At 72.9% G+C, this 16,139-nt stretch carries 18 protein-coding genes, 1 tRNA gene and 3 pseudogenes; 11 read left to right on the top strand and 11 right to left on the bottom strand.

Annotated features, from left to right (window positions below; translation table 11 throughout):
* Together D476_RS0127125 and galU are read right to left on the bottom strand one after the other, a co-directional pair.
* A pseudogene (locus D476_RS0127125) lies at positions 1–626 on the bottom strand (gephyrin-like molybdotransferase Glp); the annotation flags it as partial.
* 22 nt (positions 627–648) lie between these two features.
* Complete coding sequence (gene galU, locus D476_RS0127120; RefSeq protein ID WP_026123902.1) at positions 649–1,581, bottom strand: UTP--glucose-1-phosphate uridylyltransferase GalU; 933 nt, start codon at positions 1,579–1,581, stop codon at positions 649–651.
* A gap of 160 nt (positions 1,582–1,741) precedes the next feature.
* Between galU and D476_RS0127115 the strand changes: the two genes are divergently transcribed.
* Both D476_RS0127115 and D476_RS40190 read left to right on the top strand, forming a co-directional pair.
* The gene (locus tag D476_RS0127115; RefSeq protein ID WP_017627037.1) at positions 1,742–2,326 is read left to right on the top strand and encodes a 5-formyltetrahydrofolate cyclo-ligase; all 585 of its coding nucleotides are present in this window, start codon (positions 1,742–1,744) and stop codon (positions 2,324–2,326) included.
* 163 nt (positions 2,327–2,489) lie between these two features.
* Positions 2,490–2,582: pseudogene (locus D476_RS40190) on the top strand (FmdB family zinc ribbon protein); the annotation flags it as partial.
* A 62-nt stretch (positions 2,583–2,644) separates the two neighbouring features.
* Here the strand turns inward: D476_RS40190 and D476_RS40185 are convergent.
* On the bottom strand, positions 2,645–2,869 hold the full coding sequence (locus D476_RS40185; protein WP_017627035.1) for a hypothetical protein: 225 nt from the start codon (positions 2,867–2,869) through the stop codon (positions 2,645–2,647).
* Positions 2,870–3,042: 173 nt separating this feature from the next.
* On the opposite strand from D476_RS40185, the gene D476_RS0127105 reads away from it, so the two are divergent.
* On the top strand, positions 3,043–3,684 hold the full coding sequence (locus D476_RS0127105) for an SAF domain-containing protein (RefSeq protein ID WP_017627034.1): 642 nt from the start codon (positions 3,043–3,045) through the stop codon (positions 3,682–3,684).
* Positions 3,685–3,791: 107 nt separating this feature from the next.
* A complete protein-coding gene (locus tag D476_RS0127100; RefSeq protein ID WP_017627033.1) occupies positions 3,792–4,217 on the top strand; it encodes an MscL family protein in 426 nt (141 codons plus the stop codon).
* A gap of 54 nt (positions 4,218–4,271) precedes the next feature.
* Here the strand turns inward: D476_RS0127100 and D476_RS0127095 are convergent, their stop codons facing one another.
* Complete coding sequence (locus D476_RS0127095) at positions 4,272–5,324, bottom strand: M15 family metallopeptidase (RefSeq protein ID WP_017627032.1); 1,053 nt, start codon at positions 5,322–5,324, stop codon at positions 4,272–4,274.
* A 485-nt stretch (positions 5,325–5,809) separates the two neighbouring features.
* Between D476_RS0127095 and D476_RS0127085 the strand changes: the two genes are divergently transcribed.
* Positions 5,810–5,885: transfer RNA gene (locus tag D476_RS0127085), tRNA-Arg, on the top strand.
* Positions 5,886–6,626: 741 nt separating this feature from the next.
* Here D476_RS0127085 and D476_RS0127080 read toward each other — a convergent pair.
* The 3 genes from D476_RS0127080 to D476_RS0127070 all read right to left on the bottom strand — a co-directional run bounded on the left by D476_RS0127080 (position 6,627) and on the right by D476_RS0127070 (position 8,798).
* Positions 6,627–6,926, bottom strand: a complete 300-nt coding sequence (locus tag D476_RS0127080) for a hypothetical protein (RefSeq protein ID WP_017627030.1) — start codon at positions 6,924–6,926, stop codon at positions 6,627–6,629.
* A gap of 692 nt (positions 6,927–7,618) precedes the next feature.
* Positions 7,619–8,167 carry a hypothetical protein gene (locus D476_RS0127075; RefSeq protein WP_152529453.1) on the bottom strand — a complete coding sequence of 183 codons (549 nt, stop codon included), beginning with the start codon at positions 8,165–8,167 and terminating at the stop codon, positions 7,619–7,621.
* A gap of 64 nt (positions 8,168–8,231) precedes the next feature.
* Positions 8,232–8,798, bottom strand: coding sequence for a peptidoglycan-binding domain-containing protein (locus tag D476_RS0127070; RefSeq protein ID WP_017627028.1), 567 nt, complete (start codon positions 8,796–8,798; stop codon positions 8,232–8,234).
* A gap of 397 nt (positions 8,799–9,195) precedes the next feature.
* Here D476_RS0127070 and D476_RS0127065 point away from each other — a divergent pair, with 397 nt between their 5' ends.
* The 3 genes from D476_RS0127065 (at position 9,196) to D476_RS0127055 (ending at position 10,717) form a co-directional block, all read left to right on the top strand.
* Positions 9,196–9,810, top strand: coding sequence for a hypothetical protein (locus D476_RS0127065; RefSeq protein WP_017627027.1), 615 nt, complete (start codon positions 9,196–9,198; stop codon positions 9,808–9,810).
* A 30-nt stretch (positions 9,811–9,840) separates the two neighbouring features.
* The gene (locus tag D476_RS0127060; protein ID WP_083939661.1) at positions 9,841–10,398 is read left to right on the top strand and encodes a S1 RNA-binding domain-containing protein; all 558 of its coding nucleotides are present in this window, start codon (positions 9,841–9,843) and stop codon (positions 10,396–10,398) included.
* Positions 10,399–10,477: 79 nt separating this feature from the next.
* Positions 10,478–10,717 (top strand): hypothetical protein, encoded by a 240-nt coding sequence (locus D476_RS0127055; RefSeq protein ID WP_152529452.1) that lies wholly within the window; start codon positions 10,478–10,480, stop codon positions 10,715–10,717.
* 110 nt (positions 10,718–10,827) lie between these two features.
* On the opposite strand, the gene D476_RS39415 is transcribed toward D476_RS0127055, so the two are convergent.
* Positions 10,828–11,034: a 3'-5' exonuclease family protein gene (locus D476_RS39415; protein ID WP_026123899.1), complete on the bottom strand. Its 207-nt coding sequence runs from the start codon at positions 11,032–11,034 to the stop codon at positions 10,828–10,830.
* Between the two features lie 269 nt (positions 11,035–11,303).
* Entirely contained in the window at positions 11,304–12,338 is a 1,035-nt protein-coding gene (locus tag D476_RS0127045; RefSeq protein ID WP_017627024.1) for a helix-turn-helix domain-containing protein, read from the bottom strand.
* Positions 12,339–12,456: 118 nt separating this feature from the next.
* Between D476_RS0127045 and D476_RS0127040 the strand changes: the two genes are divergently transcribed.
* On the top strand, positions 12,457–13,353 hold the full coding sequence (locus D476_RS0127040; RefSeq protein ID WP_017627023.1) for an alpha/beta hydrolase: 897 nt from the start codon (positions 12,457–12,459) through the stop codon (positions 13,351–13,353).
* Here D476_RS0127040 and D476_RS0127035 read toward each other — a convergent pair.
* Positions 13,322–13,984, bottom strand: a complete 663-nt coding sequence (locus D476_RS0127035; RefSeq protein ID WP_017627022.1) for a TetR/AcrR family transcriptional regulator — start codon at positions 13,982–13,984, stop codon at positions 13,322–13,324. The genes D476_RS0127040 and D476_RS0127035 overlap by 32 nt on opposite strands.
* Positions 13,985–14,079: 95 nt before the next feature.
* On the opposite strand from D476_RS0127035, the gene D476_RS0127030 reads away from it, so the two are divergent.
* Positions 14,080–14,601 (top strand): hypothetical protein, encoded by a 522-nt coding sequence (locus D476_RS0127030; RefSeq protein ID WP_017627021.1) that lies wholly within the window; start codon positions 14,080–14,082, stop codon positions 14,599–14,601.
* Between the two features lie 166 nt (positions 14,602–14,767).
* Positions 14,768–15,592: an SAM-dependent methyltransferase gene (locus D476_RS0127025; RefSeq protein WP_017627020.1), complete on the top strand. Its 825-nt coding sequence runs from the start codon at positions 14,768–14,770 to the stop codon at positions 15,590–15,592.
* 91 nt (positions 15,593–15,683) lie between these two features.
* Here the strand turns inward: D476_RS0127025 and D476_RS34740 are convergent.
* Positions 15,684–16,139, bottom strand: a pseudogene (locus D476_RS34740) (right-handed parallel beta-helix repeat-containing protein); the annotation flags it as partial.

Raw genomic sequence — 16,139 nt, 5'->3', positions numbered from 1 at the left:
GGGGGGAGCATGTAGCCGTTGGACTCCCAGATCTGGCCCGGCGCCAGCGGCTTGCCCGGCTCGACCAGCTCCTCGCCGGTGGACAGCACCGCCACCCGGGGCCGCGGGCGCACCGGGGCGGTGCGCCGCCCCACCGAGGCGAGCACGCCCAGCTCGGCGGCGCCCAGGCGGGCACCGGCGCGCAGCACCGTGTCGCCCTCGCGCACGTCGCCCCCGGCGCGGCGGACCGCGTTCCGGGCCGCGGCGGGGCGGCGCACGGCCACCTCGGCCCGGCCGCCGTCGGTCCATTCGACCGGCACCACGGCGTCGGCTCCGGCGGGCATCGGGGCGCCGGTCATGATGCGGGCGCAGTAGCCGCTGCGCACCGCGTGGGCGCCGGTGTCCCCGGCCGCGATGTCCCCGACCACGGGCAGGCGCACCGGGGCCGTGTCGCTCGCACCGGCCACGTCGGCGGCGACCACGGCGTAGCCGTCCATGCCGGAGTTGTCGAAGGGCGGCAGCGCCACGGGGGCGGCCACGTCCTCGGCGAGCACGGTCCCCTGGGCGCGCAGCAGGTCCAGCTCGATCGCGGGGAGCGGGCGCACCAGCCCGAGGATGTCGGTGATGTGCCTCTCGACGCTCTTCATCGGTCCCCTCTCACCGCCGGTGTCACCCCGGCAGGCCGCCGGGGTCCTGCGCCGCCGCGAACTCGCGGAGCCACGGAACGAACTCCGCGGCGAGGTCGGGCCGCGCACACGCGAATTCCACCACAGTGCGAAGGTAGTCGACCTTGTTTCCGGTGTCGTAGCGCTGCCCCCGGAACAGCACCCCGTGCACCGGGCCGCCCTCGTCGGGCTTGCGCCGCGCCAGCTCCCTCAGGGCGTCGGTGAGCTGGATCTCACCGCCGCGCCCGGGCGGGGTGTCGCGCAGCACCCCGAAGACCTCGGGGGCGCACACGTACCGGCCGATGATCGCCCAGCGGCTGGGTGCCGACTCCCGCGGCGGCTTCTCCACCAGGTCGGTCACGTGCACCACGTCGGGGTCGTCGGTGGGCTCGATGGCGGCGCAGCCGTACAGGGAGACCTGCTCGGGCTCGACCTCCATGAGGGCGACGACGCTGCCGCCGCGCTCGGCCTGCACGTCGATCATCCGCTTGAGCAGGCCCTCGCTGGCGCCGATGAGGTCGTCGCCCAGGAGGACGGCGAAGGGTTCCCCGGCCACGTGCGCGTCGGCGCACAGCACGGCGTGGCCCAGGCCGCGCGGCTCCCCCTGGCGCACGTAGTGCACCTGCGCCAGCTCGCTGGACTCGCGCACCGACCGCAGCCGCTCGGTGTCGTCCTTGGCGCGCAGCGCCTCCTCCAGCTCGTAGGCCCGGTCGAAGTGGTCCTCGATGGAGCGCTTGCTGCGCCCGGTGACCATGAGGACGTCGTTCAGCCCGGCGTCCACGGCCTCCTCGACGACGTACTGGATGGCCGGCTTGTCGACGATCGGGAGCATTTCCTTGGGGGTGGCCTTGGTCGCCGGAAGGAACCTCGTGCCGAGCCCCGCGGCCGGGACCACGGCCTTGGTCACCCGGGGCAGGGAGTGTCGCGTATCCGTCATGAGCGCACTCTAGGACACAGGCGGGGCGGGAACGGGCCGCCGCGCTCGGGCTGACCTGGGGATCCGGGAGAAAGACCCGGTCGCGCGGGGGGCGGGCGGCCGGTGTTCACCGCGCCTTCTCCCTCTCCTCACACCGCCGCTTCCTGCCAGACTCGCCCCCATGGACGCTGAAGCGAGGTCGGAGAAGGAGCGGCTGCGGACGCGGCTGCTCGACGCGCGCGCGGCCCTGTCCGAGGAGCGCAGGGACCGCGCGGGGTCGGCGCTGCGGGACGCGGCGGCCGAGGTGCCCGAGCTGGCCACCGCCGGGACGGTGGCCGTCTACTACTCGGTGGACGCGGAGCCGGACACGCGCAAGCTGGTGACGATGCTGTGGAAGCGGGGCGCGTACGTGCTGCTCCCGGTCTTCCTGCCGGACCGGTCGCTGGACTGGGCGGCCTACGAGGGCCCGGACAGCGTGGCCCCCGCGCGCTTCGGGCTGCTGGAGCCGACCGGCCCCAGGTACGGGAGGGACGCGGTCGCACGGGCGTCGGTGGTGCTGGCTCCGGCGCTGGCGGTCGACCGCGCGGGGGCCAGGCTGGGGCGCGGGGCGGGGTGCTACGACCGCGCGCTGTCCCTGGTCGGGCCGAACACCCTGACGCTCGGGGTGATTTACGACACAGAGTTCCTGGAGTCGGTACCGGCCGAGCCCCACGACCGGCCCGTGGACGGGGTTCTCACCCCGGAGGGCGGCCTACGGCGCCTGTGACCTGGCGGGGCGGGGGCGCGGCGCGGAACAGCGGGGGACCGGGCGGCGTTGCATCCACCGGCGGCGCGGAGCCCGGCGCGTCGGCCCCCGAGGTCGCGGCACCGCTGTTCAACCGCGTACTATCTAGCAGTCGACGGGCGAGAGTGCCAGCAAGGAGGATCACGTGCCTACATACCAGTACGTCTGCACCGAGTGCGGCGAACCGCTGGAGGTCGTGCAGAAGTTCAGCGACGACTCGCTGACCACCTGCCCCTCGTGCGAGGGGCGCCTCCGCAAGGTGTACTCGGCGGTGGGCATCGTCTTCAAGGGCTCGGGGTTCTACCGCACCGACAGCGCCAAGACCTCCGACAGCTCGGCGATCACGAGCTCCTCCGGCTCGTCCAACGGCGACGCGTCGGCCTCCTCGAACGGCTCCTCGCCCGAGAGCGCCTCCTCCGCGTCGAGCGGCTCCGGCTCCTCGGGGACCCCGGCCTCGTCCGGCTCCTCCTCGTCGGGCTCGTCCGCGTCGAGCTCGTCGAGCGGCTCGCCCGCGAAGGCCGCCACGGCCTAGGACGTCCGCGCCGCCCACGTCTTCCGAAGGCCGGGACCCCTGCATCGGGGTCCCGGCCTTCGCCGTGCGGCAGGCCCTTGCCCGCGCACCCGGCTGCGCCCCGCCCCCTGTCCACACCCCCGCGATCGGCACCCGCCCGCTCCCTCCGGCGCCCTAGCCTCATCCCATGACGCTCCGGCGACGGACGGCACTCGCCCTGGCCCGCCACCGCGGCGCCGTCGGGACGCTGTGCGCCGCGATCGCGCTCGCCGGGGCGGTCCTGCTGCTGCGCCCGGCGCCCGAGGGAGGGGCGGAGGTCGTGGTCGCCGCGCGGGACCTGTCCCCGCTCGACCCGGTCGCCGCCGCCGACCTGGAGGTGCGCACCCTGCCCGCGGACGCGGTGCCCGAGGGGGCGCTGCGCCCCGGCGAGGAGCCCGTGGGCGGGGCGCTGACCGGGCCGGTCCGGCGCGGGGAGGTGCTCACCGACGCACGGCTGGCCGTCCCTCCGGCGGCCGGGTACGGGCCGGGCACGGCGGCGGTGCCGGTGCGGGTCGCCGACGCGGAGGCGGCCGCGCTGGTCGCGCCCGGCGACCGGGTGGACCTGGTGGCGGCGCCGCCCGCCGTCGCGGGGGCACCGCCCGGACCCGCCCCGGGCACCGGCCCGCCGCCCGCCGTGCTGGCCGAGGACCGCCCGGTGGTCGCCGTGCCCGACCCGGAGGGCGACGGCGCGGGCGGGGCGGTCATCGTGGTCGCCGCGGAGAGGGAGGAGGCGGCGGCGCTGGCGGCCGCGTCCGTCCGCGGCGGGATTGCACTGACGATCCGCGTTTGACCGATGACCAGGTGTAGTGAATCCTGTTCGGCGCGGTTCCGGCGCCCCCAGCCCCTGGGCGCCTCCGGACAGGACCGCCGGTGAGAACGGAATGGGACGACCGACCGATGGATGGATTCAAGAGGTTCCTGCTCCAGGGCAACCTGGTGCAGCTGGCGGTCGCCGTGGTGATCGGCGCCGTCTTCTCCGAGCTGATCACGGCCTTCACCGAAGGGTTCATCACCCCGCTGCTGGGGATCTTCGGAGGGGTGCCGCACTTCGGCGACCTCTACTTCGAGGTGAACGGCAGCCGCTTCCTGTACGGGGCCTTCGTGGACGCGCTGATCGGCTTCCTGCTGACGGCGGCGGTGCTGTACTTCTTCGTGGTGCTGCCGGTGTCCAAGCTGATGGACCGGATGATGAAGGCCGAGGAGGCGGCCACGCGGGAGTGCCCGCACTGCCGTAGCGAGGTCAGCCGCCTGGCGGACCGGTGCCCGCAGTGCACCTCGGAGATCACCCCGAAGGACTCCGCAGGCGAGCCCGCCTCGGCGTAAGGGGCCGGGCGGGGCCTCTGGGCCCCGCCCCCGGCGCCTTCCGCGCCGGTCCCGTCACTCCCCCTTGGCGGCCTTGTACTCCCAGTGCCAGGGCTCGAAGGGGTTGGAGTAGGCCCACTGCGGGTGGAACCAGCCCCATTGCTGGGAGTTGTTCTCCAACCAGTTGAACTGGGCCGACCCCTGGTTCTGCACCCCGCCGCAGATGTCGACGGCCAGGCCCCAGCCGTGGTTGGAGGTGCCGGGGACGGCGGCGTTGCCCGGGGGCTGCTCGGCGTAGACGCGCTGCTGGTTGGGCAGGTCGCGGTAGGAGCTGGTCAGGCACATCTGGCTGCCGAACTCATCGGCGTAGGCCTGGTTCATCTCCATGAAGTCCACGGCCGCGTCGGCGCGCAGGAACTCGCCGCCCTGCGGAAGCTCGCACAGCGCGCCCTGGGGGAGCAGGCCGTTGGGGTAGTTGGAGGCCTGCTCGCCCTTGCTGGGATCGCACTCCACGCCGGCCATGTAGGCGTCGACGTCCAGGCCGCGGTCCTCCAGCTCCTTGGTGAGCTTCTCGGTGCTCTCCTCGGACTGCTTCTTGAGGTCCTTGAGGTCGGACTTGAGCTCGACCCGGGCGAGCTGCGTCTCGGCCTGGAGGTTCTGGGCCTCGTTGGTCAGCTCGACCTGCCGGTCGCGCAGCTTGTTGGCCTCCTCGATGAGGGAGTCCTTGTCCTCGGAGAGCTTGCTGACGTAGGAGTCGACGCGCAGGTCCTGCTGGACGCTGCCGGAGGTGATCAGGCCCAGGGCCCCGGCGTCGGGCTGCTGGTAGAGGGTGCTGGCCATCTGGGAGAGCGGCTCGCGCATGTCGCCGAGCTTCAGCTCGGTCTGCTGCAGCTCGTGCAGCGTGGAGACCAGCTCATCCTGGGCGGCGTCGAGGTCCTTCTCACGGTCGGTGTAGTCGTCGGTGGCCTTCTCCAGGTCCTCCTTGGCCTGCTCCGCCTGTTCGGCGAGGGCGTCGAGGTCCTCGTCGGCGTGGGCGGGGGCGGTGACCGGCGCGACGGCGGCCTCACCGGCGGGCAGCAGCACGCCGCCGAGGAGCAGGACGGTGACGATCCCCTGGGCGAGCCGCACCCGCAGGGGGCGCGGAAGCGAGACCGCCGAAACCCGGGCCCCGGACGCGGCGGCGGGCCCCGGCCCCTCGGCCGCCGGGGAGGACCGCGAAGGCCGGGGCGCCGATCCGCTTCTCCAGGCGCGGGACGTCCGCCGCGTCGATGCGAGAGAGAACGGCACGTGAGTCCTCCGGCTACCTGTATCGGTCACGGTCGTGCACGGGCCGTAGGGCGGCCGCATGGCAGGGTACTGCAAAGTCCACATCCGGCCAGCAGGCCGCGGGCCCACCCCCGGGGCCGACCGGGCCGTCCCCCCTGGCCGCCGCCACACCGGTGGACCGGTCCCCACACCGGCAGCGCACACGATGTGGCGCATGTCACGCGGGTGGAGTGACAACCCTCTAGGGAGAAGAGTACTCAACCCCAAAGGCGGGAAACCCCGGGACGCCCACCCCGCCGATGCGGGACCCGAACGCCCTCCGTCCTCCGCTACGCTGGGGCCTGCAAGGCCTCATAGCTCAGGGGACAGAGCACGGCTCTCCTAAAGCCGGTGTCGCAGGTTCGAATCCTGCTGGGGCCGCCAGGCAAACGGGCGAAAATTCGGCCCTGTCAAGGGCCGATCCCGAATCGGTGCCGGTCAGCGCCCGTTCCGCGACCGCCTGCACACTGTCGACGGTCTCCGGCAGCAGGGTCACGCTGATGTCGGCCCTCCCCCGGGTCTTGTCGATGCGGGCCTCCATCCGGAAGGCGTCGAACAGCGGCCGCAGCAACTCCTCGGGCACACGCACCAGATCCGCCGACGTGACCGGAAGAACACCCGGCAGCCCCTCATCCGGCACCTCGGCGGTGCCGATGGCGCGCAGGGCGCCGAGGTCGAGTCCGGCGATTCCGGTGCACAGCGACCCCGCCGCCAACGGCTCCTCGCGTCGGCCGCGCAGGCGTCCCGGCCCCTGGCCAGCGGGGGCGCCGGTGTGCTCCAGGTGCTCGGTCGGCATGAGGCTTCCTCCTCCCCTGGTGGCTGCCGGGGTTGCGGAGGATGAGCACGTCCTCGTGCTGGACCACGTGCCAGGTGGACTGGGGTGTGGCACTACTGGTGGACGCTCTCCGCCAGGAAGGGGCTGCGAGGGAGCGTGGCGAACAAACGCAGGTAGTTCTCAGCTGAGCTTCAAGGCGAAGCGGTACAACTGGTGGTCCACAACCAGCGGCCAGTCGGCTCCTCCGCGCCGCCAGAGCGCCGAAGTTCGCCGAGACCCGACTCAGCCATTGCGCCACGGACCTTCTTTGCGCTATGACTCGTCCAGCTGGTCCCGCCGGTCATCAGCAGTCAGTGCCGGAAGCGCGCGGTCTCTCCATCGATCCTGATCAGAAAGTCTGTGATGGGGTCGCCACCTCCGTCGGGCACGAGAATGAGCCCCTCAGCGTGGATCGCCTCGTCGGCTGCCCGGGCGGCCTCTTGGTCACCGCGAACCCATGCGTCTCGCGAAACGACGAAAAGAGGGCGGAGCCCGTCCCAAGCGGAAGCAGGCTCGAAGTGGCAGTCCGACCAGAACATGTCGACCTCTTTGAGCGTCAAGGTCCCTACGATGCGATCTTCCTTCCTGAGTTGCCAGCGCTTCTCGGCCATGTCACTCCTTTCTCCCTCCCCGATGCGAACAGGACTCTAGCGCCCCGGCGACAGGAGGTTACGTCGCATGGGTGGGTCGACCTCGGCGATCCGCACGGTCATCACATCACCGCCACGGACTTCCTCGCCTGGCACCGCTGCCGGCAGTTCTGCATGTTTGACACGTTGACCTGCGGTTTCACGTGGTAGGCATGTGTGCGACGCGGGTGCTGCAAGATCCCTAACGGGCCCAAAGGCGTTGATGGCATCCTCGGGGCACTTGTAGCTCTCTGATTCGAGCCGTGCCTATGACGACGGCAGCTCTGACTCCAAGCCTGCGGCCGAGCGTTGGGGAGCGGGGTTTGGCCAGGGCCCGTAACCAAGGGGATCAGCGCCAACAACGCCGTCCCGGCTGCTTCGGACGTGCTGAGGGCTGTGCCTGGGGGCGAGCATTCGCTGGTCGTGCACGGCACGATCACCTGTGCCCGGATTTTTCGACACGGGGCTGAGGCCGTCGCCAACCAGGCCGCAGCGGATCTGGGGGAGACCCTGAATTGGTCGCGGGTGCCGGACTTCCCTCTGGACTCCGCTGCCGGATGACCACCCCCGGGTCAAGAGCCGCCGCCCGGGGCCTCGACCAGCGGGTGCCCCTCGTGCGATCGGACCCCGTCGCCTCAGGCGACAGGGTCCGTACCGTTGTCGGCGCCGCGGTATCAGCCCGAAGGGGCCGCGGTGACGTGGCCCGCGATGCGGAGGAGTTCACCGGTATCGGTCGCTCCCGGGAAGCGCGTGCTGACCTCGACGGTGAACGGCCCCTCCTCGGGCGCGGTCTCGGTGTCGGAGAGCAGGATCAGGACCGCGCCGTCACCGGCGAGGCCGGTGCGCCCCCGGGCGTCGCGGATCGGCCGGGGGTCGGCGAACCGCTCGTCGCCCCGCGCGAGTTCGTCAGGGGTGAGGTCCACGACGCCGTCCTCGTACCCCACGATGGTGAGGTCGGTACCGTCGTCCAGGGCATAGATCCGCTTGGCCCCCTGGAGCTGGCCGGTATCGAACCGGCGTGTGTCATCGAGCCAGTCGGCCGTGCGGCCTGAGGGAAGCGCGCCGGGGCAGTAGTCGAGCACGGTACCCAGCAGCGGTCCGCCGATGCACCGGGCATCGGCCTCGGCCCGGGGCGGCGCTGCGGCCAATGCACCTGCGGTCAGGGCAAAGGCGAGTGCGGCGGCCGCGGCCGACCGCAGAATTCGGAGTGGGGACAGGGACATGACGGCCTCCTCGCCATCGGGTTCCGACCGGTGCGCCGGAGCGGGCGGCGCCCATAGGGACGGGTCACACGCCACCGGTCACCAGGGCGCGGAAGGTGATGGGGCCGACGACTCCGTCGGCGTCGATGGAGTTCTCCTCCTGGAAGGCGATGACCGCGTTCTCGGTGCGGGGCCCATAGATTCCGTCGCCGGTCACCGAATGCCCGTTGTGTTCGAGCAGGACCTGGACCGCCGTGACCTTCTTCGTGTCGCGGTTCCCGCGGCCCACGACACCGAAGTCCATCCGGATGTGGCTCCAGGTCTCGTCGCCGATACGGCCGTCGACGGGGATGTCCCGGTCGTCCTGGTAGTCGCGCACCGCGTCCGCCATGGGCTCGTCGAAGAAGATGTTGCCGAGCCCTTGTTCGGGCAGGTACCCGTAGGATTGGAGGAGTTCGTTGGCGGCCTGGACGACCGCGCCGGAGTCCCCTTCGGCGAGGGCGGGCCACGGCAGCGCCTGGATCTCGGCGCGCACCTCGGGCGGGGTGTGGGGTCCGTCGGCCAGCGCGGCCGGAGCGGTGGGCACAGGAGCGAGCAGGGCGGCCGCCGCGGCCGTGGTCACGGCGGCGACGGAGCGGCGTGTGGGGGGCATGGTCCGTATTTCCTTCCAGTGTGGATAACGTTCCCTACAGAAGACCCGCAGGGGACATGACTCGTTTTCACGGGCATGAGTGCGGAATTTCATAAAAGCGGCGGGGCGAGAATGTAAACCTTTTATGCCGGATCGGTGTCGCGCTCCTTGGAAACCGCACCGGCGCCGACCGCACGACCGTCCTCCCCTGGCACCTCACTCCCGACGTGACCGCCCCGGGGGGGGAGCTGTCGTCGATTCCGGCCGCCGCCTACGGGGCCCCCGGAATCGGACTCGAATCCACTGCTCCGCGGATTGCGGTCGGGTGGCATTGCGGTGCCGGACCGCCGCGGACACGATGGCCCCGACCACACGCACGCGCGGTTCCCCACCACCCCCACGCCCCCATGGAGCACTCGTGAAGCTCTACGCCGACCGCCCTGCCCGATTCGCGCCGCAGGTCCTCGCCGACGTCCTGGCCGTACTGTGGATCGCCCTCTGGATCAGGGCCGCCTTCGCCCTGCACGACACCGTCGCCGCCGCCGGGGCCTCCGGAACGACGCTCGCCGACGCGGGCGACGCGGTGGACCGCCACATGGGCGACGCGGCCGAGGCCGCGCGCCAGGTCCCCCTGGCCGGCGACGGCCTCGCCTCGCCGTTGACCGCCGTCGGCGAGGCCGGGGCCTCGCTCGGGGAGGCAGGGCGCTCGCTCCAGGAGTCCATCGCGACCTCGGCGGTCCTGCTCGCCCTGCTCACCGCCTGCCTGCCGATCGTGGTCGCGCTCGGCACCTGGCTGCCCGCGCGGCTGCGCTGGATCCGGCAGGCCGGGACGGCCCGGAGCGCCGGAGCGCTGCATGGCCGCGCGGGCGACCGGGTCCTGGCGCTGCGCGCCTTGGCCTCGGTGCGGCCCTCACGCCTGGCGGCGGTGCACGAGGACCCGGTAGAGGCCTGGCGCACCGACGACGCGGAGGCGGTGCGCGCGCTGGCCGCGCTCGAGCTCCGGCGCCTCGGCCTGCGCCCCTGGAGAGCCTGACCGAAGGTCCGACGAAGTACACTCCGCCGCATGACCTCTGAGTCCGACCCCCTGCAGCCACTGCGCCGCCGACTTTCAGAGCACGATGTCGTGACCGCTGTCCTGAACGGCTGGCCCCAAAGGAATGAGGTCGTCAAGGGGACGGTCGTGCGCATCGCCCCCTTCGGCCTGTTCCTGGACATCGACGGCCGCGAAGGGCTGGTCCGGCTTCCCGAGATCACCCACCGCCGCTGCGCGGACCCTTCCGAGGCGGCCGACGTGGGGGACGAGGTGGTCGGCGTCGTAACCGACGTCGACCTGGAACGCGAGCAGGTGTCGGTCTCGCTCAAGCGGCTGCTGCCCGACCCCCTGCACACGTTCGCGCGCCGTGCCTTCGGGCGGACCCTGCCCGGCCGAGTGGAGAAGACCACGCGCGTAGGAGCGCTCATCGAGATGGAGGTCGGCGGTGACGGGGGTACTGACGACGACGGCATCGTGGGCCTTCTTCCCGGTGCGGAGAGCGCGGGCCTGCAGGTGGGCGACCTCGTCGATGTAGAGGTGGCCGCCATCGACATCGAGGCCCGCAAGGTGCGGTTGCGGCGCCCATAGAAGCCTGATCGAGACACCGGGCGACACGGCGGCGGCGTCCGGCCCCGTCCGGTGCACTGCGCATCGGTAGTCTCCTCGTATGGACGAGCGAAGCGGGCAGGACAGCGATGTGACCTCCGAGCGCACCGTTGTGAACACGGTCAATGGCGATGTCGGCCCCGGCGCCGTGGTCTTCCAGGCGGGAACCGTCTCCTTCTCGGAGGCGTCAGAGGACGGCGCGGACGAGGTGAAGGCGGCGGAGATCCACAACATCGTCAACGGTCACGTCACCGGAACAGTGGTCCAGTCCGACTCCGTGACCGGGGAACCCGAACTCTGACGGCCGCCGCCCGTCAGCTTCGGGCCTTCGGCCGGTCGCCGCGCTCCATCAGGTGCAGGACGAGGGCCGCGATGTTCCATGCGTCGTCGGGGCCGCTGAGGTGTCGGCCTTCAAGGGGCAGGCCCGCGTACTGCAGCGCGCGCCATCCCCCGCTGCCGCAGGCCGTGCGCCCCGGCGAAGACGCGCTTAGCGTCGACGTGCCTCGGCGGGAACGGGTAGTCGACACCCTCATCGTCGCACTGGCGGACGAACTGCTTGCGGTCGTAGTCGCCCCAGCTCGCCCAGCGGCGGTCGGCCGCACAATGGCGGCGCACCATTTCGGCGCAGGCGTCGCGGAATTCGAGGCCGGTGTCGACCTCCTCCTGGATGAGGCCGGTGAGCTCGGTGCAGAACGCGCTCCCTCGCCCGCACGTCGACCACGCACAGGCCGATCTCGATGATCTCCGACGGCGCGGGGGCGGGTCCGTCCCAGCAGGTGGCCTCGACGTCGATGACGTTGAGCAGGGAGGGGGACCGTTCAGGAGCGCCCATGGACGGCGACGATAGGGCCGCGCCGCCGTGCGCCGCACCTGGTTCTCCAGTCCTCTCAGTCGTCGAGCAGCCTCCACAACGCCAGGGCGACCCCGGCGCGCGTCGAACCGGCCGGACTGGTGAGGTCCATGCCCAGCTCCACGCCGATCCGGTCGATCCGCCGGGCGACGCTGCTGTGGTGCAGGTGGAGTCGTTCGGCGGTCCGGCGGACCGACCCCAACGCGCAGTACACCTCCAGCGTCTCCAGGTCGTCCGGGGCGGCGGCCACGCGGCCGATCGCGGCCACGTCCGGGTTGGCCCGCGCGGCGTCGGGCGGCACCTCGGCGAGCAGGGCCAGCGCGCCCAGGTCGCGGTGGCGCACGACGGGGCGGAGCGGGGTGGTGAATCGCAGGGCCGTCCGCGCCTGCCTCCAGGAGGCGGTGGGCCCGTCGGCGGCGCCGATGCCCGCGCGCGCCCCTTCCGGGAAGCGCTCGGGGTCGATCGCGGCGGCGAGGACCACGCCCACCCCGCACACCGACGCCGTCTTCACCTGCCGCTCCGGGCAGACCCGGGCGCCGACGCGGTCGAGCGGCAGGGACGTGCTGACGGCGGCGACCAGGACCGGAAGGCCCGGTGCGAAGCCCAGCAGGCGCAGCGCCCGCGCCCGGGCCGCCTCGTCGGCGGGGCTGATCACCAGTTCCACGAGCGCGGGGTCGGCCATCGTGGTCTGCGCGGGTCCGTGGCGTTCAAGCGCCGCCGCCACGGCGATGGCGAACCGTTCCAACAGCAGGTCGTCGAGCGCGCGCGGCGCGGTGTCCCGCTCCAGCCACACGGTCCCCGCCTCCTCCTCGTCCAAGAGGACGGGGCGGACGGCCGAGCGCGCGGTCGGCAGGGGCCCCTGCGCCTCCCGGCCGTTCGGCGCGAACCGGAGCGCACGCCCGGTGCCGTGCAGCCGGACCCCCGCCACGCACTCCGCGAGCCCGGCCGACGCACGGGCCAGCGCGGGCAGGTTGACTCTCCGGAGCATCAGCGTGTCGTAGAACGCCACCACCCGCAGCGCCCCCGCGGCCTCGGTGTCCAATTGCGACAGCCGCACCACCAACGCGTCCATGGCGCGATCCTACGCACGCGCCCCGCACCGGAGGGCCCGCCGTCCGTCGCAGAGTCCGGGGCGGATGCGCGACGACCGTCGGATGCCCCGGGCGGCCGCCTGCCACAGGATGACCGTCATGGATCCCGAACTCGAGCCGTACCTGTCCCTCTTCCCGCCGTCCGACCTGAGCGACCCGCCCGCCGCGCGCAGGCAGCTCGCCGAGCTGACCGCCACCCTGCCCGAACCGGACACCGCCGACCTGGAGATCGAGGACCGCACCGTCCCCGGCGACCCGCCGGTTCCCGTGCGGATCTACCGGCCGCAACACCCCCAGGGCGCCCTCGTCTGGCTGCACGGGGGCGGGTTCGTCATGGGCGACCTGGAGACCGAGCACCCGTGGGCCGCGATGATCGCCGGCGGGTCCGGGGCGACGGTCGTCTCCGTGGCCTACCGCCTCGCCCCGGAGAACCCCTTCCCCGCCGCGCACGACGACGCCTACGCGGCGCTCGTGTGGGCCTCTGAGAACGCCGACGCGCTCGGCACGGCGCCGGACCGGATCGCCGTCGGCGGCCACAGTTCCGGCGGGGGCATCGCCGCCTCCGTGGCGCTGCGCGCCCGGGACGAGCAGGGGCCGCCGGTCCGCTTCCAAGTGCTCAACCAGGCGGGTCTCGACGACCGCCAGCTGACCGTTTCGGCGCGCACCTTCACCGACACCCCCTTCGTGACCCGGAGCAAGGTCGCCCAGATGTGGGGCCACTACCTGGGCGGGGCGGCCGCCACGCCCTACGCGGCCCCCGCGCGCGCGGCCGACCTGTCCGGGCTGCCGTCCGCTTACATCACCGCCGCGGAGTTCTGCCCCAACCGCGACGAGGACATCGACTACGCGGCGCGCCTGCTGCAGGCGGGCGTCCCGGTCGAGCTGCACCAGTGGGCCGGGACCTTTCACGGGTCCCAGCAGATCCAGTCCGCCGAGGTGTCCCAGCTGCAGATCGCCGAGCTCTTTACGGCGCTGCGCCGCGGCCTGGCGGGGTGAGCAGGGGCTCGCCGGGCGCTGCGGGCGGCAGGCCGAGGACTCCGCGGACGGCCCCCTCGGCGAGCCGGACGTCGTGCGGGGAGCGCCCGGCGAGCGCGATGGTGACGCCCTGAAGCGTGCCGAAGTAGGCCGAGGCCATCTCTTCGGGCGGCGGCCCCGGCGGGAGGGCGCCGGACTCCCGCGCCTGCGCGATCCGCCCGCCCCACTCGGTGATGAGCGGGCGGACGTTGCGCTCCAGGGCCCGGGCGACCGGATGGTCCCGGCCGGAGAACTCGGTCTGCAGCGTCATCATGACCCCGGCGATGTCGCGGCGGCAGTAGACGGCGTGCGCCCGCGCCAGAGCGCACAGCGCCTCGACGGGGTCCTCGTGCGCCGACGCGGGGCCGCCCACCTCGGCGCGCCAGGTCTCGCCGACCCACTCCACCACGGCCTGCGCGAGTTCCTCCTTGTTGGCGAACTGGTGGTACAGCGCCCCGCGGGTGTAGCCCGCCTCGCCCGCCACCCGCTCCAACGACAGGTTGGCGTAGCCGTGCGCGGACAGCCCCCGGGCCGCCGACTCCAGCAGCGCGCTCCTGGTCCGCGCGCGCCGGTCGGCCTGCGTGCGGCGCTCGCCCGCCCGTGCCGCGGCCACGTCACCCTCCCCAATCACATACGTACATGTCTGTATGTTACTTTCCGGGCATCGGTACCGCCACCGCGCGGACCCCCACCCGAAGGGAGCCGGACATGACGGCAGGAACCACATCGGAGGCCGCCGGCGCGGCCGGGGCGGGACCGGGCGCCGAGCCGGTCGTCGCCGAGCGGCGGACGCCGCCCGCGCACATCGCGGAGCTGGTCTCCTTCACCCGCTACGACTACGCCGACCTGTTCACCCTCACGATGGACCGGGGGACGGCCGGGACGCCCGAGGAGTGGCTGCGGGCCATGTTCGAGGAGGTGCTCGACGGCTCGGCGCAGGTCCTGTGGCAGGGCGTGCTGGGGCTGCGCCTGCGGCCCGGCCACGCGCCGGACCGCGTGGCCGGGTGGCGGATCTCCGGCCGCGGCGACGGGTGGGTGCGGGTGGAGGCCCCCGGGTGGATGATGAGCGTCCAGATCGTCATGGCCGTCGACGGCGCCGAGGCGACGTTCGCGACCTTCGTGCGCTACAGGAACGGCGCCGGGCGGGCCCTGTGGCCGCGCCTGTCGGCCGTCCACCGCGGATCGGCGCCCGACCTGCTCCGCAGCGGCTACGGCGTGCTCCTGCGCTGACCGCTCCCGGCCCGCGGTATGCGCGGGAGGGCCGGTCTCGCCTAACCTCGACACAGATCCCCGCCACGGGTGGGTCCGCGGGTGCACAGGGGCCGGGAACGGCCCCCCGGGCCCACTGCGGCGGGCCGGTCCTCCCCACCCCACACGGCTAGACAGGTACCCCCTCATGACAGACGGTCCGTCCTCTCCCGCGGCGAACGGCGGAGTCGCCCCGCAGCCGCAGATCGACACCACGGTCCCCCACTCCGCGCGCATCTGGAACTACTGGATGGGCGGCAAGGACAACTACCCCATCGACCGCACGGTCGGCGACCAGGTGATCGCGTCCTTCCCGGAGATCGTGGACCTGGCCCGGACCAGCCGCGAGTTCCTCATCCGGGTGGTCACCCACCTGGCCGCCGAGGAGGGCATCCGACAGTTCCTCGACATCGGCACGGGGATGCCCACGGTCAACAACACCCACGAGGTCGCCCAGTCCGTCGCGCCGGAGTCGCGCGTGGTGTACGTGGACAACGACCCGCTGGTCCTGACGCACGCCCGGGCGCTGCTCGTCGGCTCCCCCGAAGGGGCGACCGACTACATCGACGCCGACCTGCGCGACCCCGAGTCGATCCTGCGCCAGGCCGCCGAGACCCTGGACTTCGACCAGCCGGTGGCCCTGATGCTGCTGGGCATCCTCGGGCACATCCCCTCCGAGGACATCATGCCGATCGTGAACCGCCTCATGGACGCCCTGCCCTCCGGCAGCTTCCTGGCGATGTACGACGGCACGAACACCAGCGAGGCCTACAACGCGGCCATGGAGGAGGGCAACTCCCAGGGCGGCCTCCCCTACCACCTGCGCAGCCCCGAGGACATCGCCGCACGCTTCGAGGGCCTGGAGCTGCTGGAGCCGGGCGTGGTCCCCTGCCCGCTGTGGCGTCCGGGCCCCATCGAGGTCGGAACCCGGCGCGGCATGGACCAGTACGGCGGCGTGGCGCGCAAGCCGTGACCGCGGGGCGCCGGTGCCCGGCGGACGGCCTCGGGCGCCCCGGGGGGCGGGAGGGCCGCCCCCACCCGCCCCGTCCGGACGCCCGGCCCCGTCAGGGCACGTCCTCCGGGGCCAGCACCACCAGGTCCTCGCGGCCCGGCTCGGCCACCGCGACGAGCCGCCCGGCCTGCCGGGTGATCATCTTCTCCATCACCTGGCGGGCGTAGCGGGCGTTGCCGAAGGCCTCGCCCCGGGGGACCGCGTCGAAGTGCGCCAGCAGCCGCTCCGCCGTCGCGTCCGGGATCGTGTACCCGCCCGCCTGGGCCATGCCCCGCACGATGGACACCAGCTCCGCGCCGCTGTAGTCGGTGAACGGCACCCGCCGGGCGAACCGGGACGCCAGACCGGGGTTGGAGGCCAGGAACCGCTCCATCTCCGAGTCGTACCCGGCGACGATCACCGCCACCTCGTCGCGGTGGTCCTCCATCAGCTTCACCAGGGTGTCCACCGCCTCCTGGCCGAAGTCGTTGCCCGCCCCGGCCGGGGTGAGCGTGTAGGCCTCGTCGAT

Origin of the sequence: Nocardiopsis chromatogenes YIM 90109 (assembly GCF_000341185.1) — a bacterium.
Classification (GTDB): Bacteria; Actinomycetota; Actinomycetes; order Streptosporangiales; family Streptosporangiaceae; genus Nocardiopsis_A; species Nocardiopsis_A chromatogenes.
This window is presented reverse-complemented; position numbering and strand designations above follow the sequence as displayed.

Excerpts from the sequence above, each read along its gene's own strand:
- galU (WP_026123902.1), bottom strand. The coding sequence starts at position 1,581 with ATGACGGATACGCGACACTCCCTGCCCCGGGTGACCAAGGCCGTGGTC.
- D476_RS0127115 (WP_017627037.1), top strand. The coding sequence starts at position 1,742 with ATGGACGCTGAAGCGAGGTCGGAGAAGGAGCGGCTGCGGACGCGGCTG.
- D476_RS0127105 (WP_017627034.1), top strand. The coding sequence starts at position 3,043 with ATGACGCTCCGGCGACGGACGGCACTCGCCCTGGCCCGCCACCGCGGC.
- D476_RS0127100 (WP_017627033.1), top strand. The coding sequence starts at position 3,792 with ATGGATGGATTCAAGAGGTTCCTGCTCCAGGGCAACCTGGTGCAGCTG.
- D476_RS0127080 (WP_017627030.1), bottom strand. The coding sequence starts at position 6,926 with ATGGCCGAGAAGCGCTGGCAACTCAGGAAGGAAGATCGCATCGTAGGG.
- D476_RS0127075 (WP_152529453.1), bottom strand. The coding sequence starts at position 8,167 with ATGTCCCTGTCCCCACTCCGAATTCTGCGGTCGGCCGCGGCCGCCGCA.
- D476_RS0127070 (WP_017627028.1), bottom strand. The coding sequence starts at position 8,798 with ATGCCCCCCACACGCCGCTCCGTCGCCGCCGTGACCACGGCCGCGGCG.
- D476_RS0127060 (WP_083939661.1), top strand. The coding sequence starts at position 9,841 with ATGACCTCTGAGTCCGACCCCCTGCAGCCACTGCGCCGCCGACTTTCA.
- D476_RS0127055 (WP_152529452.1), top strand. The coding sequence starts at position 10,478 with ATGGACGAGCGAAGCGGGCAGGACAGCGATGTGACCTCCGAGCGCACC.
- D476_RS39415 (WP_026123899.1), bottom strand. The coding sequence starts at position 11,034 with ATGGTGCGCCGCCATTGTGCGGCCGACCGCCGCTGGGCGAGCTGGGGC.
- D476_RS0127045 (WP_017627024.1), bottom strand. The coding sequence starts at position 12,338 with ATGGACGCGTTGGTGGTGCGGCTGTCGCAATTGGACACCGAGGCCGCG.
- D476_RS0127040 (WP_017627023.1), top strand. The coding sequence starts at position 12,457 with ATGGATCCCGAACTCGAGCCGTACCTGTCCCTCTTCCCGCCGTCCGAC.
- D476_RS0127030 (WP_017627021.1), top strand. The coding sequence starts at position 14,080 with ATGACGGCAGGAACCACATCGGAGGCCGCCGGCGCGGCCGGGGCGGGA.
- D476_RS0127025 (WP_017627020.1), top strand. The coding sequence starts at position 14,768 with ATGACAGACGGTCCGTCCTCTCCCGCGGCGAACGGCGGAGTCGCCCCG.